This is a genomic window from Nocardiopsis sp. LOL_012, from assembly GCF_048060475.1.
GTDB lineage: Bacteria > Actinomycetota > Actinomycetes > Streptosporangiales > Streptosporangiaceae > Nocardiopsis.
This window is the reverse complement of record NZ_JBHMIV010000002.1, coordinates 174,475-195,624: the sequence shown is the minus strand read 5'-3', so window position 1 is coordinate 195,624 and position 21,150 is coordinate 174,475. Positions and strand designations below refer to the sequence as shown.

Annotated in this window: 23 protein-coding genes; 10 read left to right on the top strand and 13 right to left on the bottom strand. The window is 69.5% G+C overall.

Annotated features, from left to right (window positions below):
* Window positions 1-8 precede the first annotated feature (8 nt).
* From ACFHWE_RS02295 to ACFHWE_RS02285, 3 genes are read right to left on the bottom strand one after another with little or no spacing between them, the layout of a single operon-like run.
* Entirely contained in the window at window positions 9-641 is a 633-nt protein-coding gene (locus ACFHWE_RS02295) for an MBL fold metallo-hydrolase (protein WP_416598859.1), read from the bottom strand.
* Window positions 638-1,720, bottom strand: coding sequence for an S-(hydroxymethyl)mycothiol dehydrogenase (locus ACFHWE_RS02290; RefSeq protein WP_416598858.1), 1,083 nt, complete (start codon window positions 1,718-1,720; stop codon window positions 638-640). Before ACFHWE_RS02290 ends, ACFHWE_RS02295 begins: the two co-directional genes overlap by 4 nt.
* A gap of 50 nt (window positions 1,721-1,770) precedes the next feature.
* Window positions 1,771-2,277 (bottom strand): cytochrome P450, encoded by a 507-nt coding sequence (locus ACFHWE_RS02285; RefSeq protein ID WP_416598857.1) that lies wholly within the window; start codon window positions 2,275-2,277, stop codon window positions 1,771-1,773.
* A gap of 142 nt (window positions 2,278-2,419) precedes the next feature.
* Here ACFHWE_RS02285 and ACFHWE_RS02280 point away from each other — a divergent pair, with 142 nt between their 5' ends.
* On the top strand, window positions 2,420-2,773 hold the full coding sequence (locus tag ACFHWE_RS02280) for a hypothetical protein (RefSeq protein ID WP_416598856.1): 354 nt from the start codon (window positions 2,420-2,422) through the stop codon (window positions 2,771-2,773).
* Here the strand turns inward: ACFHWE_RS02280 and ACFHWE_RS02275 are convergent.
* Together ACFHWE_RS02275 and ACFHWE_RS02270 are read right to left on the bottom strand one after the other, a co-directional pair.
* Complete coding sequence (locus ACFHWE_RS02275) at window positions 2,770-3,027, bottom strand: hypothetical protein (protein ID WP_416598855.1); 258 nt, start codon at window positions 3,025-3,027, stop codon at window positions 2,770-2,772. The two genes, ACFHWE_RS02280 and ACFHWE_RS02275, sit on opposite strands and share 4 nt — an antisense overlap.
* Window positions 3,028-3,258: 231 nt before the next feature.
* Window positions 3,259-3,657 (bottom strand): IclR family transcriptional regulator domain-containing protein, encoded by a 399-nt coding sequence (locus tag ACFHWE_RS02270; protein ID WP_416598854.1) that lies wholly within the window; start codon window positions 3,655-3,657, stop codon window positions 3,259-3,261.
* 207 nt (window positions 3,658-3,864) lie between these two features.
* Between ACFHWE_RS02270 and ACFHWE_RS02265 the strand changes: the two genes are divergently transcribed.
* Entirely contained in the window at window positions 3,865-4,878 is a 1,014-nt protein-coding gene (locus tag ACFHWE_RS02265; RefSeq protein ID WP_416598853.1) for an alpha/beta hydrolase, read from the top strand.
* 105 nt (window positions 4,879-4,983) lie between these two features.
* Here ACFHWE_RS02265 and ACFHWE_RS02260 read toward each other — a convergent pair whose 3' ends face one another.
* Window positions 4,984-5,898, bottom strand: coding sequence for a LysR family transcriptional regulator (locus ACFHWE_RS02260; protein ID WP_416598852.1), 915 nt, complete (start codon window positions 5,896-5,898; stop codon window positions 4,984-4,986).
* Between the two features lie 115 nt (window positions 5,899-6,013).
* Here ACFHWE_RS02260 and ACFHWE_RS02255 point away from each other — a divergent pair, with 115 nt between their 5' ends.
* The 6 genes from ACFHWE_RS02255 to ACFHWE_RS02230 are packed head-to-tail and all read left to right on the top strand — an operon-like array spanning window position 6,014 to window position 12,017.
* Window positions 6,014-7,021: a fumarylacetoacetate hydrolase family protein gene (locus ACFHWE_RS02255; protein WP_416598851.1), complete on the top strand. Its 1,008-nt coding sequence runs from the start codon at window positions 6,014-6,016 to the stop codon at window positions 7,019-7,021.
* Window positions 7,021-7,980, top strand: a complete 960-nt coding sequence (locus ACFHWE_RS02250; protein ID WP_416598850.1) for a cyclase family protein — start codon at window positions 7,021-7,023, stop codon at window positions 7,978-7,980. The genes ACFHWE_RS02255 and ACFHWE_RS02250 overlap by 1 nt, the downstream gene beginning before the upstream one ends.
* A gap of 10 nt (window positions 7,981-7,990) precedes the next feature.
* Window positions 7,991-9,118: an FAD-dependent oxidoreductase gene (locus ACFHWE_RS02245; RefSeq protein ID WP_416598849.1), complete on the top strand. Its 1,128-nt coding sequence runs from the start codon at window positions 7,991-7,993 to the stop codon at window positions 9,116-9,118.
* Window positions 9,115-10,125, top strand: coding sequence for an amidohydrolase family protein (locus tag ACFHWE_RS02240; protein WP_416598848.1), 1,011 nt, complete (start codon window positions 9,115-9,117; stop codon window positions 10,123-10,125). The genes ACFHWE_RS02245 and ACFHWE_RS02240 overlap by 4 nt, the downstream gene beginning before the upstream one ends.
* Window positions 10,122-11,060 carry a VOC family protein gene (locus ACFHWE_RS02235; RefSeq protein ID WP_416598847.1) on the top strand — a complete coding sequence of 313 codons (939 nt, stop codon included), beginning with the start codon at window positions 10,122-10,124 and terminating at the stop codon, window positions 11,058-11,060. The genes ACFHWE_RS02240 and ACFHWE_RS02235 overlap by 4 nt, the downstream gene beginning before the upstream one ends.
* A 15-nt stretch (window positions 11,061-11,075) precedes the next feature.
* The gene (locus tag ACFHWE_RS02230) at window positions 11,076-12,017 is read left to right on the top strand and encodes a fumarylacetoacetate hydrolase family protein (protein ID WP_416598846.1); all 942 of its coding nucleotides are present in this window, start codon (window positions 11,076-11,078) and stop codon (window positions 12,015-12,017) included.
* Window positions 12,018-12,090: 73 nt separating this feature from the next.
* Here ACFHWE_RS02230 and ACFHWE_RS02225 read toward each other — a convergent pair whose 3' ends face one another.
* Window positions 12,091-13,302 carry an RNA-guided endonuclease InsQ/TnpB family protein gene (locus ACFHWE_RS02225; protein WP_416598845.1) on the bottom strand — a complete coding sequence of 404 codons (1,212 nt, stop codon included), beginning with the start codon at window positions 13,300-13,302 and terminating at the stop codon, window positions 12,091-12,093.
* A 267-nt stretch (window positions 13,303-13,569) separates the two neighbouring features.
* On the opposite strand from ACFHWE_RS02225, the gene ACFHWE_RS02220 reads away from it, so the two are divergent.
* Window positions 13,570-14,355 carry an SDR family oxidoreductase gene (locus ACFHWE_RS02220; RefSeq protein WP_416598844.1) on the top strand — a complete coding sequence of 262 codons (786 nt, stop codon included), beginning with the start codon at window positions 13,570-13,572 and terminating at the stop codon, window positions 14,353-14,355.
* Window positions 14,356-14,409: 54 nt separating this feature from the next.
* On the opposite strand, the gene ACFHWE_RS02215 is transcribed toward ACFHWE_RS02220, so the two are convergent.
* The 3 genes from ACFHWE_RS02215 to ACFHWE_RS02205 form a co-directional block, all read right to left on the bottom strand.
* On the bottom strand, window positions 14,410-15,792 hold the full coding sequence (locus ACFHWE_RS02215) for a PepSY-associated TM helix domain-containing protein (RefSeq protein WP_416598843.1): 1,383 nt from the start codon (window positions 15,790-15,792) through the stop codon (window positions 14,410-14,412).
* A gap of 216 nt (window positions 15,793-16,008) precedes the next feature.
* A complete protein-coding gene (locus ACFHWE_RS02210; RefSeq protein WP_416598842.1) occupies window positions 16,009-16,182 on the bottom strand; it encodes a DUF397 domain-containing protein in 174 nt (57 codons plus the stop codon).
* A complete protein-coding gene (locus tag ACFHWE_RS02205) occupies window positions 16,179-16,955 on the bottom strand; it encodes a Scr1 family TA system antitoxin-like transcriptional regulator (RefSeq protein WP_416598841.1) in 777 nt (258 codons plus the stop codon). The genes ACFHWE_RS02210 and ACFHWE_RS02205 overlap by 4 nt, the downstream gene beginning before the upstream one ends.
* A gap of 181 nt (window positions 16,956-17,136) precedes the next feature.
* On the opposite strand from ACFHWE_RS02205, the gene ACFHWE_RS02200 reads away from it, so the two are divergent.
* Entirely contained in the window at window positions 17,137-17,322 is a 186-nt protein-coding gene (locus ACFHWE_RS02200) for a hypothetical protein (RefSeq protein ID WP_416598840.1), read from the top strand.
* Window positions 17,323-17,741: 419 nt separating this feature from the next.
* On the opposite strand, the gene cas2 is transcribed toward ACFHWE_RS02200, so the two are convergent.
* The 3 genes from cas2 to cmr1 all read right to left on the bottom strand — a co-directional run bounded on the left by cas2 (window position 17,742) and on the right by cmr1 (window position 21,147).
* Complete coding sequence (gene cas2 / locus ACFHWE_RS02195) at window positions 17,742-18,008, bottom strand: CRISPR-associated endonuclease Cas2 (RefSeq protein WP_416598839.1); 267 nt, start codon at window positions 18,006-18,008, stop codon at window positions 17,742-17,744.
* 39 nt (window positions 18,009-18,047) lie between these two features.
* A complete protein-coding gene (gene cas1, locus ACFHWE_RS02190) occupies window positions 18,048-18,545 on the bottom strand; it encodes a CRISPR-associated endonuclease Cas1 (RefSeq protein WP_416598838.1) in 498 nt (165 codons plus the stop codon).
* Window positions 18,546-19,875: 1,330 nt separating this feature from the next.
* Window positions 19,876-21,147, bottom strand: coding sequence for a type III-B CRISPR module RAMP protein Cmr1 (cmr1, locus tag ACFHWE_RS02185; protein ID WP_416598837.1), 1,272 nt, complete (start codon window positions 21,145-21,147; stop codon window positions 19,876-19,878).
* Between the last annotated feature and the right edge of the window lie 3 nt (window positions 21,148-21,150).

The window sequence follows — 21,150 nt, the reverse complement described above, 5'->3', positions numbered from 1 at the left end:
CCTCCCCCTCAGCGCCCCCGGTCGATCCACTCCTGGAGGTGGGGCGCCTCGTCACCGATCGCGGTGGAGGGGCCGTGGCCCGTGTGCACCACCGTCTCCGGCGGCAGCACCAACAGCCGGTCACGGATCGAGGCGACGATCGTCGGGAAGTCGGAGAAGGACCGCCCCGTCGCGCCCGGCCCGCCCTGGAAGAGCGTGTCGCCGGAGAACACCGCGTCCAGGCCGGGCGCGTGCAGGCACACCGCCCCGGGGCTGTGCCCGGGGGTGTGCAGCACCCGCAGGTCGGTCCCGCCCACCGCGATCACCTGTCCGTCGGACAGTTCCCCGTCCGGGCGGGTGCCGGGGTGCGCGCGCTCCCACAGCATGAGGTCGTCGGGGTGCAGCAGCACGGGCGCTCCGGTGCGCTCGGCCACGGCGGGGGCGGCGTCGATGTGGTCGTCGTGCCCGTGGGTGGACACGATCGCCACCACGCGGCGCCCGCCCACCGCCGCCACGATGGCGTCGGCGTCGTGGGCGGCGTCGATGACGACCGCCTCGGTGTCATCACCCACGATCCAGACGTTGTTGTCCACCTCCCAGCTGCCGCCGTCCAGGGTGAACAAGCCGGAGGTGACCAGGTGCTCGATGCGCGCGCCGCTCACAGGACCACCACCGAGCGCAGGACGTCGCCGTGGTTCATGCGCTCGAACGCCGCCTCCACGCCGTCGATCCCGACCGTCTCGGAGACGAAGGCGTCCAGGTCCAGGCGGCCCTGGAGGTAGAGGTCGGTGAGCATCGGGAAGTCCCGCGAGGGCAGGCAGTCGCCGTACCAGGAGGACTTCAGCGCCCCGCCCCGCCCGAAGACGTCCAGCAGCGGCAGCTCCAGCCGCATCTCGGGGGTGGGCACGCCCACCAGGACCACGGTCCCGGCCAGGTCGCGGGCGTAGAAGGCCTGCTCGTAGGTCTTGGGGGTGCCCACCGCGTCGATGACCACGTCGGCTCCGAACCCGTCGGTGAGCTCGCGTACGGCGGTGACCGGGTCGGCATTGGCGGCGTTCACGGTGTGCGTGGCGCCCAGCCTCATGGCCGTGTCGAGTTTGCGCTTGGCCAGGTCGACGGCGATGATCCGCCCGGCCCCCGCCAGGCGTGCCCCAGCCACGGCCGCGGCGCCCACGCCTCCGCAGCCGATGACGGCGACCGAGTCGCCGCGCCCCACCCGCCCGGTGTTGAGGGCGGCGCCCAGCCCGGCCATCACGCCGCATCCGAGCAGCCCGACGGCCTCGGGGCGGGCGGTGTGGTCGACCTTGGTGCACTGTCCGGCGGCCACGAGGGTCTTGTCGGCGAAGGCGCCGATGCCCAGGGCGGGGGTGAGTTCGGTGCCGTCGGCCAGGGTCATCCGCTGCTTGGCGTTGTGGGTGTCGAAGCAGTACTGGGGGCGGCCGCGGCCGCAGGCGCGGCACTGGCCGCACACGGCCCGCCAGTTGAGGACGACGAAGTCGCCGGGTTCGATCCCGGTCACCCCCTCACCGACCGATTCCACGCTCCCGGCGGCTTCGTGGCCGAGCAGGAAGGGGAACTCGTCGTTGATGCCGCCCTCCCGGTAGTGCAGGTCGGTGTGGCACACCCCGCACGCCCACACCTTCACCACGGCCTCTCCGGGGCCGGGGTCGGGGACCAGCACGGTCTCGACCGAGACCGGTTCCCCCTTGGCTCTGGCGACCACTCCGCGTACACGCTGCATGGCTGTTCCTTCCTCTCGTTCACTCCGTACCCGAAGGCACCGGGCGGTGGTCAGGCGGTCCGGACGCGCACCGGCATCGAGGACCAGGCGCGGAGGGCGTTGTTGAGGTGCCGCACCGGCGTCCCGGCGAGTTCGATGCGCTCGAACCGTTCGGCCAGGGCGGTGAGCAGCGACTCCGCCTCCAGGCGGGCGACGTGCTGGCCCACGCACTGGTGCAGGCCCATGCCGAACCCCACGTGCGCGGAGGGGTCGCGGGAGAGGTCGAAGGCGTCGGGGTCCTCCCATCGGCGCGGGTCGCGGTTGGCCGCACCCAGGAACATGAGGATCTTCGTACCGTCGGGAACGGTGGTACCCGCGATCTCGGTGTCGCATGTGGCCGTACGGAAGAAGGTCTGCACCAGCGACTCCCAGCGCACCGCCTCGTCGAAGGCGACCCGGGCCAGGCGGGGCTCCTCGCGCAGGCGCCGCCACTGCCCGGGGTGGGTGGCGAAGGCGTACAGGATCGCCCCCAGTGCGTGGACGGTGGTGTCCACGCCGGTGGTGAGCAGGGAGCGCACGACGAGGGGCGCCTGCTCCGCCGAACCCGCCGGGGGCGAGCCGCTCGCGCGCGCACTGGCCGTTGACCCACGCCGAGAGCTCCGCGACGCGCGGAGCGCCCTTGGCCACCAGCGCGTTGGAGGGGCCGAAGGCGTTGAAGGCGTGGTCGCCGCAGGGCAGGAGGTGCTCGCGGCCCTCCTTCTCCAGGCCCACCGCGTCGGGGAAGACCCGCAGGGGGAAGGCCTGCGCGAGTGCGGTGACGGCGTCGAACTCGGTGTGGCGCACCACCCGGTCGACGAGGTCCCGGGCGTCATCGGCCCACTCCTCGCGCAGTCTGCGCAGCGCCCGCGGCCCAGGTCCGCGACCGCCCGGCCCGCGCCACCCGCCACCTGGTCGAGGGAGGACTCCAGCCCCCGGGCCACGTGCTCCAGGATCTGCGGGTTCGCGTCGATGGTCCGCAGGACCCGGGTGATGATGTCGCGGACGTCGTCGAGCCGCACCTTGAGCACGGCCTAGGCCTCGACCCCCTTGACGGTGAGGGAGACGCGGCCGAGTTCGACGTCCGCTCCCACCTTCAGCCTGAGCAGGTCCAGTACCTCGGCCTGGAGGGAGACCGAGGCCAGGAGGTTGTCGACCTCAAGGTCGATCTCCTCGACCTTCACGGACGGGACGTCGAGGAACACGTCCGGTTCCTCGGCTCCATGATCGGGGTGTTCGCGGCCGGTGTGCTCGTGGCGGGGCTCCGCGCCCTCCCGGCCACGGTTCCGCACCCGCGTTCGCTTCCTGCCGGTGCCCCGTCCGGGTGGCGCGTCGGCCGTCCCGCCGCTGCGGGCGGCCCCGCTTCCGCCTTCTCCGTTGCCCTGGCCCACTTTCTCCGCACCCTTCCGAGCGCTCCGGGCGCGCCTCGCGGTCCCGTGCTCTCCTAGGGAGGTGGTCCGTACCATCGGCCGCGCTGCGCCCGGACCGATGGGTCGATTTCTCCTTATTTGAGAAATATGTGGCTATATCTGCTCGGCGTACCCCCGGCCACCCGCCCGAAACGGTCCCTCCCGCTCACGGCATGCGCGAAGGCCGCCGTCACCGCCCGGGCTCCCGGAGGGCGGCCCCTCCGGCACGGTGCCGCTCAGCGCACGGCTCAGGGACAGCCCGGCGAGCATGAGCGGTCGACTGAGCGCCCACGCGGAATCGTCGTTGGGGACCACGAGGCCCAAGGCCGCCACCACGTGCCCGTCCCGGCGCACCGGCACGGCCAGTCCCGTGGCGTCGGAATGGATGTGCCCGGGGCAGAAGGCGAAGCCCCTGCGGCGGACCTCCGCGATCTCGGCGCGCAGTTCACGCTCCCCGGTGAGAGTGGCCGGCGTGTACGCCCTCAGTGGGGAGCCCAGTACACGCTCCCACATGCGCGTCCCGATGCGGACCCGCCGCCGGACGACCGTGCCATGGCGGTCGCTCCCTCCTGCTCCGGCTGCCGGGGAACGCACCCCGCGTACGGGATCCCCATCCCGGGAACCGGATCGCGCCAACTTTCGGGAAACCCTGTTTCCGCTGGTGGAAGGCCGGAAAGCCCTGCTGTGGACACAGCACACCACACCGAGCCGGGGAGACGCATGTCCGAGAACAAGGTGGTCCTGGAGCGGGCCGCGCAGGAGTTCGCCGACGCCAACTCCATCCCGCCCTTCATCTACCAGCTCCCCCCTGAACAGGGCCGGGAGATCCTGGAGGAGGTCCAGAACGGCGAGGGCGTGCCCAAGCCCGAGATCACCGACGAGTGGATCACCGTGGAGGGCGGCCCCACCGGACAGGTACCCCTGCGGATCATGCGCCCGGCCGGGGCCACCGGAACGCTTCCGGTGATCCTCTACATCCACGGCGCGGGCTGGGTGTTCGGCAGCGCCGACACCCACGACCGCCTGGTGCGGGAACTGGCGGTACGCAGCGGCGCCGCGGTGGTCTTCCCCGAGTACGACCGCGCCCCCGAGGCGAAGTATCCCACCGCGATCGAGCAGAACTACGCGGCCGCCCACTGGGTGGCCGAGCACGGCTCGGAGAAGAACCTGGACGGGACCCGCATGGCGGTGTGCGGAGACTCGGTGGGCGGCAACATGGCCACGGTGCTGGCGCTGATGGCCAAGGATCGGGGGGACGTGGAGCTCAGGGGGCAGGCGCTGCTGTACCCGGTGACCGACGCCGCCTTCGACACCGACTCCTACCGCGAGTTCGCCACCGGGTACTTCCTGACCCGAGAGGGCATGATGTGGTTCTGGGACCAGTACACGACCGACCCCGAGGACCGGGCGGAGATCTACGCGTCCCCGCTGCGGGCCCCGATGGAGGAGCTGCGCGGGCTGCCGCCGGCGATCGTGCTCAACGGTGAGGCCGACGTGCTGCGCGACGAGGGCGAGGCGTACGCGCGCAGGCTGCGGGAGGCCGGTGTGCCGGTGACGGCGGTCCGCTTCCAGGGCATGATCCACGACTTCATGATGGTCGACAGCATGCGCGACACCCAGGCCAACCAGGCCGCCCTGATGCTGGCCTCGAACTTCCTGGCCGAGGTGCTGGGCACCCGGTCGACGGTGCCCCGGCAGCAGGCCGGGCAGCGCTCGGCGACCGGCGTGCGCTAGCCGCGCCGACACGGAAGGGCCGGGGCCGCCGCGACGGCCCCGGCCGAGGCTCTCACCTGCGCTCAGCGGAGGACCCACCCGACCGCGCTGACCGAACGCTCCCGGTCAGCGCTCCCGTGACGGGTCGAGCCCCGCCGCGACCCGGGCGGCGGTCTCGCGCAGCCAGATGTGGGCGGCGTCGTCGCGGTGGACGGGGTGCCACCACAGCGCCTCCCGGACCGGCGCGGCGGGGAAGGGGCAGGGCAGCACGCGCAGGTCGGCGTCCCCGACGGCCTCGGCCAGGCGGCGCTGGACCAGCGCGACCCGCCGCGTGCCCCGGACCAGTTCGGGGAGCATACGGAAGTTCTGCACGGAGACCTCCACCCGGGGCTCCTGGCCCAGCATGCCGAACTGGTGGGCGACCGGGGTGTCGTAGGGGCGCTGGTAGACCGCCCACGGCAGCCGCGCCAGGTCTGCCATGGTGATCTCCTCGCCCACGGTGCGGTTGCCCGAGTCGACCAGGCAGACCCACTCGTCGCGGTACAGCTCCACGGCCGGGTACCCGCTGATCACCCCGTGCAGGATGAACGCCCCGTCCACACTGCCGAGGACGCTGTCGGTAGCCTCCACGATCGTGTCGGGCAACTGCCGAAAGTGCAGGCGCAGGCCCGGCGCCTGCTCGTGCAGCACACGGGCCAGCCGGGCGCCGAAGACCGTGACCGCGTAGTCGGAGGCCAGGAGGGTGAAGTCGCGCTCCTCGGTGCCGGGGTGGAAGTGGGCGCGGCTGCTGAAGAGCCGCTCCATGACCGAGCAGGCGTTGGCCGCGGGCGCGCGCAGGGCATGCCCCAGGGGCGTCAGCTCGTAGTGGTTGCCCCGGCGCACCAGGAGTTCGTCGCAGAAGTGGCGGCGCAGGCGGCCCAGCGCGGCGCTGGTGGCGGGCTGGCTCAGTCCGATGCGCTCACCGGCCCTGGTGACGTTGCGCTCCTCCAGCAGGGCGCGCAGGGCGACGAGCAGGTTCAGATCCAGGTTCGCGATGTTCACGCCCGTGCCCTCCCATGGATATCCACAGTGTGGATGCCGTCCATATGAGAGATCTATTTCACAAATCCCTCCTGCGTGAGCCAATGTTAAGGGCATCACGTCGGGAGGAAACACCGTGGCAACAGATCCATCTCTCACCGGGGAACTCGCCCCCGGGACCTTCGCCCTCGGCACCTTCTCCGTCGGGGGCGGAGCCCCCTTCCCGGCACTGGTGACGGGAGAGGAGGTCCTCGACCTGCGGACCGTGTCCGGCCTGCGGGGCGCCCCGGGCGCGCACCTGGACACCCGGGAGCTGCTGGAGCGCTGGTCCGAGGTGCTGCCCGTGCTGCGCGACCTGGCGGCCTCCGGCGGCGAGGGTCGGCACCGGCTCGCCGACCTGCGCGTGCACGCCCCCGTGCGGCCGCGCCAGATCCTGCAGTCGGGGGCCAACTACCGCACCCACGTCATCGACCTGGCCGTCGCCCACGAACCGGAGGACGGGCGCCCGGCCGAGCAGGTGCGCGCAGAGGTGGCCGCCATGATGGACCGCCGGGCGGCCGAGGACCAGCCGTACGTGTTCATCGGCCTGCCCTCCTCGGTGACCGGCCCCTACGACGACGTGGTGATCCCGAGCTGGTGCACCAAGCCCGACTGGGAGCTGGAACTGGCCGCCGTGATCGGCGCGCCCGCCCACCGGGTCTCCCCCGAGCGGGCGCTGGAGCACGTGGCGGGCTACACCATCGCCAACGACCTCACCGCCCGCGAACTGGTGTTCCGCCAGGACATGCCGGAGATCGGCACCGACTGGCTGCGCGCCAAGAACGCCCCCACCTTCACCCCGCTGGGCCCCTACCTGGTGCCCGCCGAGTGCGTGGGCGACCCCGGCGACCTGCGGGTGACCCTGAGGCTCAACGGCGAGGCCATGCAGGACGAGTCCACCGAGGACATGATCTTCGACGTGGCCCGCCTGGTCTCCTACGCCTCCCAGACCGTGGAGCTGCTGCCCGGCGACCTGGTCCTGACCGGCAGCCCGGCGGGCAACGGCATGCACTGGGGCCGGCTGCTGCGTGCGGGCGACGTCATGGAGGGCACCGTCACCGGCTTGGGCGTCCAGCGCAACACCTGTGTGGCGGAGGAGGCCTGATGCCGGACCGCACCGACCCCGAGGGCGCGATCGCCGAAGCGGCCGAGAAGTACTCCAACTGGGGCCGCTGGGGCTCAGGCGACGTCCTGGGCACCGTCAACTTCATCGACGCCGACACCCGCCGCGCGGCCGCCGCCCTGGTCAGAACCGGGGAGAGCTTCTCCCTCGCGCAGAGCTTCGACATGAACGGCCCGCAGAAGGGCTGGCGGCGCCGGACCAACCCCGTGCACACCATGCTCGACACCGGCGTGGACGCGGCCCTGGGCAACCAGGGCTTCCCGCACGGCATCGGCGGCGCCGACGACGTGGTGTCCATGCCGCTCCAGTGCTCCACCCAGTGGGACGGGCTCGGCCACATCTTCGACCACGGCAGGGCGTGGAACGGCCGAGACGCCGCGAAGGTGGTCACCTCCGAGGGCGACCTGGTCACCGGTATCGAGCACATGGCCGCACCCGTCACGGGCAGGGGCGTGCTGCTGGACGTGGGCCGCGTCGTCGGCGAGGACGGCGAACTGCCCGACGGCTTCGCCATCACCGCCGAACACCTGAAGGCCACGGCCGAGGCGCACGGCGTCCGGGTGGGCCGCGGCGACATCGTGTGCGTGCGCACCGGCCGCCTGGCCCGTGCCCGCCGCGAGGGCTGGGGCGACTACGCGGGCGGCCCCGCCCCCGGCCTGTCCTTCACCACCGCCGGGTGGCTGCACGGCACCGAGATCGCGGCGATCGCCACCGACACGTGGGGCTTCGAGGTGCGCCCCAACGAGTTCGACGACGCCTTCCAGCCCCTGCACCAGGTGGCCATCCCCCACATCGGCCTGCTCATCGGCGAGATGTGGGACCTGGACGCGCTGGCCGAGCGCTGCGCGGCCGACGGCGTCCACGCGTTCTTCCTCACCGCCGCTCCGATCCCCTTCACGGGGGCGGTCGGCTCACCCGTCAACCCCATCGCCGTCAAGTGAGGTGTCCCCCATGGCAGCCGTGAGCAACGCACTGATCGTCGGGGCCGGAACGTCCGGCCTGGCCCTAGCCGTCCTGCTCGCCCGCGAGGGCGTGAAGGTGGAGGTGGCCGAGATCCGCCCCGACGCCCAGGCCCTGGGTTCGGGCATCACCCTCCAGGGCAACGCCCTGCGCGTGCTGCGCGAACTCGGTGTGTGGGAGGAGGTGGAGCGCTCCTGCTTCCCCTTCGACAGCCTGGGCATCCGCACCCCGGACGGCTCGCTCGTCGCCGAGATCCCCGACGCGCGCATGGGAGGCCCCGACCTGCCCGCCACCGTGGGGATGAACCGCCCCGAACTGGCCGCGATCCTCACCCGGGCGGCCCGCGCCGCCGGGGCGGACCTGCGCTACGGGCTGACCGTCGAGGAACTCCACGACCGGGGCGAGAGCGTGCGGGTGGAGCTCTCCGACGGCACCGCCGCCCACTACGACCTGGTGGTGGGCGCCGACGGCATCCGCTCCAGCGTGCGCGCCATGATCGGGATCGACACCGAGCCCGAGCCCACCGGCATGGGCATCTGGCGCATCCACACCCGCCGCCCCGCCAGCGTGCAGCGCACCGACCTGGTCTACGGCGGCCCCTGCTTCATCGCCGGGTACTGCCCCACCGGCCCCGACACCATGTACGCCTACCTGGTGGAGAAGGCCCGCACCGACACCGACTTCACCGAGCGGGAGCGGGCCGAGCACATGACCGAGCTGTCCAGGGGCTATGGCGGCGTGTGGGACGAGATCCGCGACGACATCGCCGCCTCCGACCGGGTCAACTACACCTGGTTCGAGTCGCTGCTGGTGGAGCGCCCCTGGAACCGCGGCCGGACCGTCCTCATCGGCGACGCCGCGCACGCCTGTCCGCCCACCCTCGCCCAGGGCGCCGCCCAGGGCCTGGAGGACGCCCTGGTCCTGGCCGAAATGGTGCTGGCGGCCGACACCCCCGACCAGCCGCTGTTCGACGCCTTCACCGACCGCCGCCTGGCCCGAGCCCGCACCGTGGTGGAGTCGTCGGTGACCCTCGCCCAGTGGCAGCTCGACGGAGTGCGCGACGCCGACGTGCCCGGCCTGATGCGCGAGGTCTCCACGATGCTGACGGAGCTGCCGTGATCATCGACGTCCACGCCCACGTCCTGCTCCCGGAGGTCGAGGCCGAGGTCGCCGGCCATCCCGGACACGACGCGCACCGGGACCTGGACGCCCGGCGCAACGGCGCCGAGGCCCTCAGGGTCAGCGGCGCCATGATCGGCGAGCGCTTCGCCCGCCTCACCGAGATCGGCGCCCGCCTGGCCGACATGGACGCCGCCGGGGTGGACACGCAGGTCGTCAGCCCCTCTCCGTCCCACTACCACTACTGGGCCGACGCCGCCACGGCCGAGCGGGCGCACCGGCTCGCCAATCGGGGGGTGGCCGAGCACTGCGCGCAGGCCCCCGAACGCCTCGTCGGGCTCGGCGTGGTCCCGCTCCAGCACCCGGACCTGGCCGTGGAGCTGCTCGACCACGCCCTGTCCCTCGGGCTCAAGGGCGTGGAGATCTCCTCCCACGCGCCCGGCCGGGAGCTGTCCGACGCCGCCTACGAACCGCTGTGGGCACGGGCCGCCGAGACCGGCGCCGTCGTGTTCCTGCACCCCTTCGGCTGCACGCTCGACGAGCGGCTGGACCGCTGGTACCTGTCCAACATCGTCGGCCAGCCCACCGAGAACGCCGTCGCCCTGTCCCACCTCATCTTCTCCGGCGTGCTGGACCGGCACCCCGGCCTGAAGGTGGTGGCGGCCCACGGCGGCGGCTACCTGCCCACCCACCTGGGCCGCGCCGACCACGGCTGGCGCACCCGCGCGGACGCCCGGGGCTGCGCCGAGGCGCCCAGCTCCTACCTGCGCAGACTGTGGTTCGACTCCCTCGTCCACGACCCCGTGGTGCTGCGGCACCTGGTGGAGGCGGCCGGCGCCGACCGCGTCGTCCTGGGTTCGGACCACCCCTTCGACATGGGCACCGACACACCCCTGGACGCGCTGCGCGCGGCCGGGCTGGACCCCGGCGCCCTCACCGCGATCGGCGGCGCCAACGCCGCCGCCCTGTTCGACCTGCCCACCGGCACACCTAAGGAGTCACCATGACCGACCGGCTCATCACCCACCTGCGGCACGTCGCCCTGGCCGTGCCCGACTTCGACAAGCAGCAGAAGTTCTTCACCGACATGTGGAAGCTCACCGAGGCCGAGCGGGACGGCGGCGTGTCCTTCCTCGCTGCCGAGGGCTCCCCCGAGAACTACGTGGTCCGCCTGCGCCGGGCGGAGGAGAAGCGCATCGACCTGGTGTCCTTCGGCGCCGCCTCCCCCGCCGACGTGGACGCGCTCGCCGACCGGCTCATCCGCTCCGGGGTCCGGATGGTGAGCGAGCCCGGCCCCGTGGACACCCCCGGCGGCGGCTACGGCGTCCGCTTCTTCGACGTGGACGGGCGCACCATCGAGGTCTCCGCCGACGTGGCCGTGCGCGTGCACCGCAAGGTGGAGGAGCGCGAGTCCGTGCCGGTGCGCCTGTCCCACGTGGTGCTCAACTCCCCCGACCTGGACCGCACCCGCCTGTGGTACGAGAAGCACCTGGGCTTCGCGCTCTCGGACACCCTCATGCACCCGAGGATGGGCAAGGTCATGCACTTCATGCGGTGCAACCCCACCCACCACAGCATCGCCATCGCCCAGTGCCCGCACACCTCGCTGCACCACGTCTCCTTCGAGATGCGCGGCATCGACGAGTACATGCGCGGCACCGGCCGCCTGCTGCGCTCGGGCGTGCGCAAGATCTGGGGACCGGGCCGCCACATGGCGGGCAACAACACGTTCTCCTACTTCATGGACCCGCACGGCAACACCCTGGAGTACACCACCGAGCTGGAGCGCCTCGACGAGGACACCTGGCACCCGCACATGTACGACTTCTCCGACCCCAGCGTCAGCGACCAGTGGGGTACGGCCAACCCGATGGACGAGTTCGTCGCCAAGGAGTCCTTCAACGACCCCGACCGCGGCTGCTTCGTCGCCCCGCCCCTGTAACCGGATCGGAGACCCATGCGACTGGCCACCTACGAACACGAGGGGACGCGCCGCTGCGGCGCGGTCGAGGGAGAGGAAGTTCTGCCCTTCCCTGCGGGCACCGAGCTGATCGACCTGGTCGGCGGTGCGCCCGTCCCCGCCACGGGCGCGCCCGTGCCTCTGGCGGAGATCCGGCTGCTCCCGCCGCTGGAACCGCCGTCGGTGCGCGACTTCGTCACCTTCGAGGAGCACGTGGAGGGGGTGCGCCGCAGCGTGAGCGGCGCCTCGGGCGTCCCCGACGCCTGGTACGACGCGCCCACCTTCTACTTCACCAACCCCGCAGCCCTGGTGGGCGCCCACGACGACGTCCCCGTGCCACCCGGCTGCACGGACTTCGACTTCGAACTGGAGGTGGCCGCCGTCGTCGGCCGCCCCGGCGGCGACCTGTCGCCGCAGCAGGCGCGCGGGCACGTCTTCGGCTACACCGTGTTCAACGACTGGTCCGCGCGCGACCTCCAGTCGCGCGAGATGCAGGTGGGCCTGGGCCCGTGCAAGGGCAAGGACGCGGCGGCCACCCTGGGACCCTGGCTGGTCACCGCCGACGAACTGGAGCCCCACCGCGACGCCGACGGGTTCCTGCGCCTGGCCCTGACCGCCGAGGTCAACGGACGGGTGGTCGGCAGCGACCTGCTGTCCAACATGGGGTGGACCTTCGAGGACCTGCTCGCCCACGCCTCGCGCGGCACCCGGCTGCGCACCGGCGACGTCCTCGGTTCGGGCACCTGCGGCAACGGCGGCTGCCTCGCCGAACTGTGGGGACGCAACGGCCGCCAGGACCCGCCGCCGCTGGCGCCCGGCGACACGGTCACCCTGACCGTGGAGGGCATCGGCACCGTCGCCAACACGATCGTGCCCGGCCGGGATCCCGCACCGGTGCCGCGCGCCCGCGAGCGTCCCCGTGACCGGCCGTCAACTTGACCCGGTCCTGAAGGGCCGGGCTTGGAGGTAGCGCCCAACCGGCTGCTGGGTAGGCTCCTCCGTCCAGACACCCCTATGGGGTGGCAGGGGCGCGTGACTCACGCCCCGCGTTCCACACGTCCTCGCCTCTGCGGGCAAGGACGTGGGAAGCGTTCCGGTCGGCGTGGGCAACGACCCCGCACCCCCGGCAGAGGAAAAGGGCCTGGGAGACCCGGTTCCCCTTCTCGATGTGGCCGCACTCGGCGCATTCCCGGCCGCTGTACGCCGGGTCCACCAACACCAGCGGCACCCCGGCCCGCCGTGCCTTGTACTCAAGGAACCGTCCGAGTTGGGCAAAGGCCCAGGAGTGGAGCGTGGCCCGTTGGGGCTTCGGGGGAAGGACTGCGGCCGAAGGCCGTCCGCTGAGGGTGGTGGCGGGCCGACGGGCGGGCCGTACCCTCTGCCGGATGCCCTTGAGTCCTTCCAGGGCGATCCCCGACGAGGTGCGTTCAGCCTCGGCCACGATCCTCTTGGCGATGACGTGGTTGGTGTTCTTGACGTGCCGCTGTTCGCGGCGGGAACGCTCCTTGAGCCTGCGCTTGGCGGACTTGGTGCGCTTCTTCTGGAGCTTGGCGCGCAGGGCGAGCTGACGCCTGCGGTACCGGTTGAGCTTTCGGCCCGCGGCCCGGTACCCGGTGGAGGCGGTGGCGATGTTGACGATGCCCAGGTCCACACCGACGAAGCCGTCGGGCTCGTACTCCTCGGCTTCGGGAACCTCACACGTGGCGATCAGGTAGAAGGCGCCGTCGCGCTCGATCAGGTCGGACTCGCCCCTGCGGTGCTCGCGCAGGGTCTTGAGCGCATCCGGAGAGCCGGTGAAGGGCACGTTCTTGATGCGCCCGGCGGTGGTCCAGATGGACACGGTCTGTGCGTCGTACTGCCAGGACAGGCACCGGTCGTCGTAGGGCTGGGCGGCCTGGGGCCGGAACACGATCGGCTTCGATTCGGCCCTGCGGCGGCGTTGGGAGCCCGGCCTGCCCAGGTTCCCGGCCTTGATGTTGGCGTGCAGCGCGGTGTAGGCGTCGCGGACCTTCTTGATGGTGTGCTGGGCGGCCTGCGCCCCGATACCTCGCGCCTTGAGCTCGGCATAGGTGTGCTTGCGCAGCTCGTACTCACGCGGAACACCATGCTCGAACGCCACCTGGGACACCCAGCACGCCAGGTCGTTGACCGTGCGCAGGGTCGCCGACAGCGCCGCCTCCTGGGCGGCGTCGGGCATGAGTTTGACCTGCACGACGATCTTCACGGGTCCAACCGTAGGACCTGTGCCGCCCCGGTGGGGGCCGAATCCCGATATACGTCGGGACCACACGGTCATCCGCACCCTCCCTGCCCGCGTGGTCTGCACCCCCGGGTACCGGCGCGGCCCGTGCACCGACGAGGTCCTCCGACGCTGCGCAATCGACGGAAGCGATTCCTCCCGGCTCTGAAGAGCCGGGGTTCCTCGCTAGAAGATGCTGAAGCACGCGCCCCGGGCGGAGACGGTCCGCCCGGGGCCGGGAAGGAACCCCCTATGCCACGCCTGTGCCACAAGGTCGTGGTGGTGACCGGCGCCGCGCGCGGCCAGGGCGCGGCGGCCGCCACCGCCCTGGCCGAGGCGGGCGCGCACGTCGTCGCCCTCGACGTCGTCGACCCCGACACGTCCCAGCCGCCCGGCATGGTGGTCCACCGCCGCCTGGACGTCACCGATGCCGACGGGTGGGCCGCCCTGGCCGCCTGGCTGCGCGAACGCTACGGCCGGGTGGACGCCCTGGTCAACAACGCCGGGATCACCCTGCGCCACCGCGTGGGCGAGGTCGACCCCGACGAGTTCGACCGCGTGCACCGGGTCAACACCACCGGGCCGCTGCTCGGCATCCAGGCCCTGCTGCCACTCATGCAACGCGGCGCCTCCATCGTCAACGTGGGGTCGGTGGCGGCGCTGACCGGCCACTATCCGGTCGCCTACACCTCCAGCAAGTGGGCTCTGCGCGGCCTGTCGGCGGCGGCCGCCCTGGAGCTGGGGCCGCGCGGCATCCGCGTGAACACGCTGCACCCCTGGTTCGTGGAGACCCCGATGACCGCCTCGGCACCCGAGGCGATGCGCCGCGCCACCGTCGAGCAGTCCCCGCTGGGACGCGCCGGGACGGTGGACGACATCGCGCCGCTGGTGGTGTTCCTGGTCTCCGACGAGTCGTCGTTCATCACCGGCGCGGAGATCCCCGTGGACGGCGGGTACAGCGGCCACGGCGGCGCCAAGGCGGTCTCCGACGCGCTGCGCAGCGGGGACGGTCCGCCCGGAGCCGGCGGCCGGGTCTGAGGTTCGTCTTACGGCGAAGGCCGACGCCGACCTTCGCCGTAAGACGAAGGTGGGCTACGCCTCGGCGGACCGGCGGGCGCGCCAGCCCAGGGCGACGTCGATGGCCAAGAACAGCAGCAGCGACACCCCCAGCATGGGCACCGCCCAGCCGACCAGTGCCAGCACGGCCACCACCGCGATCTTCAGCGGCAGGGACAGCTCCCGGAAGGCGCCGCGCGGGTAGGGGCGGCCCACGCCCAGCGCCCGGGTTCGGGTGGGGCGGCGCTGCCACCACATCCGGTAGCCCAGGAACAGCACGGCGAGCAGTCCGGCTATGAGGGCACTCAGCACGAGCTGGTTGGGCAGCCCGAAGAGCAGCCCCATGTGGGCGGCGATCCCCCAGCTCGTGAGCTTGGCCATGACCGGGTAGTCGTCGAAGCGCAGGACGTCGACGATCTCGGCGGTGGCTGGGTCGATCGCCGCCGAGTCCGCGCCGGTGGGCCAGCTCAGGTCGACCTGCTTGACCAGGTAGGAGGAGCCGGCCTCGGCTGGCGGCACCACCTCGACCGGCCCGTCCAGATCGGCCTCGCGTGCGGTGGCCAGCACGGCGTCGATCCCCGCGTCAGCACCGGGGGCGGAGGTGACGGACTCGGGCAGCTCGGTGGAGACCGAGGGGGTGGTCCAGTCCAGCCGCTGGCGCAGGTCGCTGATGTTGGCGCCCGCGTACTGCGACCAGGTCATCCCGGTCGCCGACAGGAACAGCAGGCCGACGAGGATCCACAGCCCGGTGGCCCCGTGCACCGACAGCGACCGGGGGTAGCCCTTGCGCGCACCCGCGCCGGGCACCAGCAGGCGGCGCGCGCCGCCGCGCACGCGCCGGGTGCGCGACACCCACAGGGCGAGGCCGCCCAGGGCGACCACCCACATCCAGCTCGCGGCGAACTCGCTGTACAGGCGCCCGGCGTCGCCCAGGTGCAGGTTGCGGTGCATGTTGCTGATCCACGCCCGAGCGGGGAGGGCGCCGCTACTGCCGTAGGTCTGCATCACCCCGAGCACCTCGCCGTCGTGGGGGTCGACGAAGACGGTGTTGCGGTAGCTGGCGTTGGGCTCCTCCGGAGCGTCGAACAGCACCCGGGTGGAGTCCTCGCCGGTGGTGGCGGGGCGCACCGCGTCGAGTTCGGCGCCGGGGAGCTCGGCCTGGGCGATGCGCACCTGCTCGCTGAGCGGGAGCGTCTGGCCGGTGGGCTCAACGCGCAGTTGGTCGGCGTAGAGCGCCTGCTCGATCTGGGGCGTCCACACGTAGAGCAGTCCGGTGACGGCGGCGACGGCGATGAACGGGGCGACGAAGACGCCCGCGTAGAAGTGCAGCCGCAGCACCAGGGATCGGAGGGAGCTCCACTGGTTCCCCTGCTTCGGGGAGGTCGTTCTCTCAGAAGTCGTGTCCGTTTCCTGTGTCATGGGGGGTCTTCTCCTTGGGTCCGGTGCGTCCAAGCCGATGACCTCGGCCTTTCGCGTAGTGGAATGAACGCACAGAGTAAGAGTACGTTCCTGCCTTGAGAGTCGCCTCGGGAGGCCCACTGGTTCCGGACACAGGGAACTTTCAGAACACAACACCCCGCGGAACCGTGTTCGGGGGTGTTGTGGAGGGGGTTGTGGAGCGTGGGATTGAGGAGGTCAGTGGGGGTGGTGTTCACCGGCGAGCAGGGCGACCCACTCGGCGGCCGGAAAGGCCAGGGTGGCCGAGGCACGGTTGCGGGTATCGCGGACCAGTACCTGGTTCGTCAGGTGCCGCAGTTCAACGCAATGAGCGGCGTTCTCCGAGTACGAGGATTTGAACCACTCGTTCACAGCAACTCCTCCAACCGTCGGGCCGTGTCACCCACAGGGAGGCAACGGCCGATCACATGCGTCACGATCCCTTCGATCTTCTCAGCCTCGTCAGGGGTCGTGTACACGTGATTGCCGTTGGCGTGATCGGAAGCGGCGACCTTCCTGCCGTCCAACAATCGGTAGACCTGGATAGGTGCCGCCACAGCGAGGATCGGGGTTTCGTCGGGCACCAGGTGCACTGCCAACCGCCCCCTGTCGATGTGCCGGATCAGCGTCTTGACCTGGTCGATCCTGACGTGGTCGGGAAGTCCTTTGAGCGCGGAGAACGGAAAGACCACCGTCACGAACGGATCGTTCTTCCTGATCAACGACTCATAGCGTGAAACCCGCAGTTGTGCCAGGCGTTCGATCTCGGACACGGACGCCGTTGGATGACCGGCGCGGAAGACCTGGCGTGCGTACTCGACCGACTGGACGAGTCCGGGCACCAGGTTGGAGACGGTCACCACCGAGATCGAGACGGCCTTCTCCTCCAGCGCTCCGGCCGACCTCATCCACGGCGGGATCTGCAAACCGGTCGCGACCGGTTCCCAAACCCGCACCAATCTGCCCCGGCCGTTCAGGGCTCGATCGAGCTGTTCGACCTTCGCGCGCTTCGGGGTGATCACCCCGGTCTCCCAACGGGACACAGAGGCGCCGGAAGAACCGACCCGGTCAGCGAGTTCACCCTGACTGAAACCGGACAATTCTCGAAGCTTGGACAGCAGAGATGTGAAGTCGTTCTCAGGCACACCCCAAGGCTATGCATGAGCTTACGCTCAGAACCATTGCCCTTCAGTTAGATATTAGTAACTGTGTAAGATCGCCGGTCGCATCAATCCTGGGATCATAGATGAGATCGAGCAGTCACAGAACAAACCTCATGCACATAATCAGGACATAGAAACGCAAAAGCGTCCGACCGCATCGGACATGTACATGGACCCGGTGGACGCCGCCGAAGTCCTGGAGGTACACACCTCCACCCTGCGCACGTGGGCACGCACCGGACGGCTGGACGGGATCGTGGACTGGTTCCACGACCCGTGCAACGGCTGGCGCTACTACCGGGTCGGCGACATCCGCGCCCTCGCGGAGAAGCGCAGGCGCGCCAGGTGAGACCACCGGTGCCGTGGCCGCTCACATCGGGCGGCCAGAGTTGATCTTGCTTCTGGCGCAGGAATAAGGCTCGAACCCTGAGCTGGTAGCAAGATCATTCCGTTTCGGGGGTTCGCGAAAAGGATGGGGCGCCCTACGGGGGGATTTATAGGTCTCCGGAACCTGGCTCTGCAGAACAGCAACGGGGAGGAGGTTTCCATGCCCTACGGGCTTAATAGGCCTCCGAAACCCTTGCCCTTTTTCACGCCCTCTGACCTGCGACGACACACCCCCTCTGCACGCAACCACCCTCAAACACCCCCAAGGGCACGTGACCCACGCCATATTTCACTCTCGCGAGCCCCTGAACAGCATAAACACCTTGCACGCAAACCGGGGGTTCGGCAACCGAACCGGATTCGGTGTACACGCCCCTCCGCTCACACGATCCAGAAGTCCTCACGCTCCTCCAACCTACGATTCCCCAACACCATCACCTTGTCCAGATCCGGAACCCTGAGCGGATACACGCGAACCTGGTCCTCGTCCGGCTCGATCGCCTCCACCAACGCCTTCCGCAACTCCTCGAACGCGGGTGGCGAGGGCACGGTCACCTCGAACACGCTGTACTGCACCCGGGGTCCGTACCCTGCCAGCAGTTCCGACGCCCTCTGGCACCGGTCGTCGTCGGCGATGTCGTAGCACACCAGGTAGAACCTGCGACGCTGCGGATGTTCCCCCACCACTCACCGCCACACCATCGACACGTAGGCGTCCTCACGCCCCGAGAGCACACCGGCCAGCAGCCGGGCCTGCGCGGTCAACGCCGCCCTGTAGGACACCCGGCGCCCCAGTCCGGGGTGCTTGACCAGGGTGAGCATCCGCTTCTCGTAAGCAGCCAGGAAGACCTTCAACACCTCCGGCGACATCCGGCAGCCCTGACCCTCCTCGGCCGGATGGTCGAACCCTTCCGGGGCCACCCTGCCGCCCATCACCAAGCCGTTGACGACGGTGTCCACCACCGTCGGGCGGAACTCCTCCATCAGGTCCAGCGCCAGGCTGGCCCGCCCCTGCTTCAGCGAGTGCAGGAACCCGCCCTCGGGATCGAGTCCGGCGATGTGGCAGGCCACCACGGCGTCGTTGAGCAGCAGCGTGTATCCGAACGAGAGCATCGCGTTGACCGGGTCCGGAGGCGGACGCCTCCTGCGGTGTGTGAAGTCCCAGGCCAAATCACACCAAAGCACCGACCTGATCAACCGTGCGTACACATGAGCTCTCTGGTGGGCGGATCAGAGATCCGCCCACCAGAGTTCAAAGTGATGGTATTCCGCCGGTACCACAAACAGACCAAGCGGTGGAACCGTATGCCCTGCGGGCTTTCTAACCTCCACCAAACAGCGAAGGAAATTTCGATCTTATCAAAAAATCAATGTCACAATATGCGACCATTCCCATTGGGGTTAATAATACCTTGACCGATTCCCCACGCCCGAAGATTATCGAGCATAATATTCTCTTTCTTCTTTTCAAACATAAGCATACCAGACGCACATCCACTCCTACCGAAGCACCATATGCCGCAACTCAACCCCTGGGCCATAGGATGATCCCATGAAAGGATATATAGAACCCGACATAAATCTCATTGAACTCGAAACCATCGGCAATCAGACCTTTAATATAAATCTTACTTCAAAGCCTCCACCTGGTAATATGTGAGATTCTTCGCCGTAGCCAGATTCATGTGGCACACTGCACTCCAGGAGGTACCACGTGAGCGCAAGACCACCCCTTCCCCTGCAGACGTCCCGCCCCCCACCCTGCATCTTCGATCTTTTTCAAAAAATGACTGTCATTCTAACCAACCACACAACAAGGAGTATTATGCCCAAGGGTCCGGTCGAGCCCAGAACTCCCGGAAGCCCTTCTGGCGGGACTCCCCCCTGGAAGAGCGCCATTCTTCTCCTCATGAACACCATGCTGTTGCTTGCTCAGCAGTTCATCGGGAGTGACATGTATGTCACGATCACCATCAACAGTCTCTTGTAAAACAAGAATGCAGACATCGCGACACAGGACTGGGGAAATCTATAAAGCGTCAGATATCTCCATCCCGAATGTCCTTGGGCTCCACGTCATAGTTATGGCGTGGAGCCACACTGGCTTCTCCCAGAACCCCGTTAACCCCACGGCCCCGCGTGAAGGTCAGACATCGTGTCACTGACGGCCTCAAACCGACACGGTAGACAAAAATCCACGGCGAGAGCATCGCGCGTTCCACGATCTGCTTCCAGCATTATTCCCTGAGGGTAAAAGATTCTCACCGCCCGCAACCTGGCGAAGCAGATATCTCATAAAGGAAGGGCCTTCTAAGAGAATATCACCCTATCGATTTCCTGCATGCCCTACGGGCTTATCAGGCGTTCGGTTCGAATGCTTTAATCCGATCATAAACGAAGAAACTTACGTTTCCATACCCTATGGGCTTCATGAGGCTTCTATAATACACTCACCCGCGCTCGAACCGGATCTTGCGCACCGCCCTCTCGCTGCTCACCGCCGCACCCATTCGGATCAGGGAACGAACGCGGTGCCCTCCGCCTCGGTGATGCCCTCGATCCACTCCCTCACCAGAGCGTGGCTGTCCTCCGTAGTGACAGTGAGCTCGCGGCTCTGCCGTTTCCCGCCTCCCTGGCCGCGCCACAGATGCACGCCGACCTCCTCCTCTGGGAGGAACTCGGTGAGGAAAGCGAAGGAGAACAACCGCCACTCGTCGCCCTCCCCCACCGGCCGGAGCCACAGAGGCGAAGCCCGCCGCAGCGTCTCGGCCTCCTGCCCCTCTCCCCTGTCGGCGTGCACCTCGGTGTCCTTCTTGAAGACGATGGGCAGTCCCAAGCCGCCGAGCGCGAAGTCGTCCCGGTCCTCGTCGTGGACGACCTCCAGCCACTCACGTGTCTTGACCTTCGGGCTGTACATCACCTGGGGGGTGAATTCGGATGCCCGGAAGTGGCGCAACTCCTCACCCGCCTGGATCAGTACGTTCACCCAGTCAGGGAAGGTTCCGCCACCGCTGACGCCCGCGACGGTACGGGTCTTGGACAACACGGGGTAGGTGGGCGGCGCCGACCAGTCATGCACCCGCTTCGGCAGGCCGGCCTTCTCCGCGATGGCCATGAGCGCGGGCATCGCCCGGGACGCCGTCCCCGACGGCCACAGCGACTTCGTGTTCTCGTAGAAGTCCAGGCCGGGTGAGAGCAGGGCGTTCTCTGGCCAGTCGAGCAGCGATCCGCCCTCCACCCCCGTGATCCGTATACCGCCGAACCCGCGCCGGGTGCGCGCTCCGATGCCGCCGAAGACCAGGCTCATCCACAGTGCACCGAGGGCGACCGTGTGGGCGTCGCGGTCCTCGCCGACGAGTTTGATCCGCAGGTCGAACTCCTCCCCTGGCGGGGTGAAGGCGCGGGTGATCTTCGTAGCGCCCGGCAGCCCCTTCCTCTGGTCCCTGGGCTCCCAGGCGGTCAGGCCGGGGCCGAGGAGGTAGCTGATCCACTTGTTGTTCGGACTCTGGGCGCGCGGCAGGAAGTCCGGGAACGGTTCGGTGGAGAACCGGGGCTGTGCGGGGATGCGCAGCCGGATCGGCGAAACGGCCTCGGTGGAGCCGAGAACGCGGTTCTCGATGCGCCGCAGCGCGTCGAGGTCCTTCCCCGCGAGGACCCCCGCCATGGCACGCAACCAGAAGTGCATCCCTCCGCGGATCGAGGAGACGCGGACCTGCGCCGAGGTCGGGTCTCCGTCACCGCAGAAGAGGGGGGTCTCCACCCGCAGGCGCAGTGTGGTCCAGGGCATCGC

Bases quoted from the DNA above. Each gene is read 5' to 3' on its own strand.
- ACFHWE_RS02290 (WP_416598858.1), bottom strand. From the start codon at position 1,720: ATGCAGCGTGTACGCGGAGTGGTCGCCAGAGCCAAGGGGGAACCGGTC.
- ACFHWE_RS02270 (WP_416598854.1), bottom strand. From the start codon at position 3,657: ATGTGGGAGCGTGTACTGGGCTCCCCACTGAGGGCGTACACGCCGGCC.
- ACFHWE_RS02265 (WP_416598853.1), top strand. From the start codon at position 3,865: ATGTCCGAGAACAAGGTGGTCCTGGAGCGGGCCGCGCAGGAGTTCGCC.
- ACFHWE_RS02250 (WP_416598850.1), top strand. From the start codon at position 7,021: ATGCCGGACCGCACCGACCCCGAGGGCGCGATCGCCGAAGCGGCCGAG.
- ACFHWE_RS02245 (WP_416598849.1), top strand. From the start codon at position 7,991: ATGGCAGCCGTGAGCAACGCACTGATCGTCGGGGCCGGAACGTCCGGC.
- ACFHWE_RS02235 (WP_416598847.1), top strand. From the start codon at position 10,122: ATGACCGACCGGCTCATCACCCACCTGCGGCACGTCGCCCTGGCCGTG.
- ACFHWE_RS02230 (WP_416598846.1), top strand. From the start codon at position 11,076: ATGCGACTGGCCACCTACGAACACGAGGGGACGCGCCGCTGCGGCGCG.
- ACFHWE_RS02220 (WP_416598844.1), top strand. From the start codon at position 13,570: ATGCCACGCCTGTGCCACAAGGTCGTGGTGGTGACCGGCGCCGCGCGC.
- ACFHWE_RS02215 (WP_416598843.1), bottom strand. From the start codon at position 15,792: ATGACACAGGAAACGGACACGACTTCTGAGAGAACGACCTCCCCGAAG.
- ACFHWE_RS02200 (WP_416598840.1), top strand. From the start codon at position 17,137: ATGTACATGGACCCGGTGGACGCCGCCGAAGTCCTGGAGGTACACACC.
- cmr1 (WP_416598837.1), bottom strand. From the start codon at position 21,147: ATGCCCTGGACCACACTGCGCCTGCGGGTGGAGACCCCCCTCTTCTGC.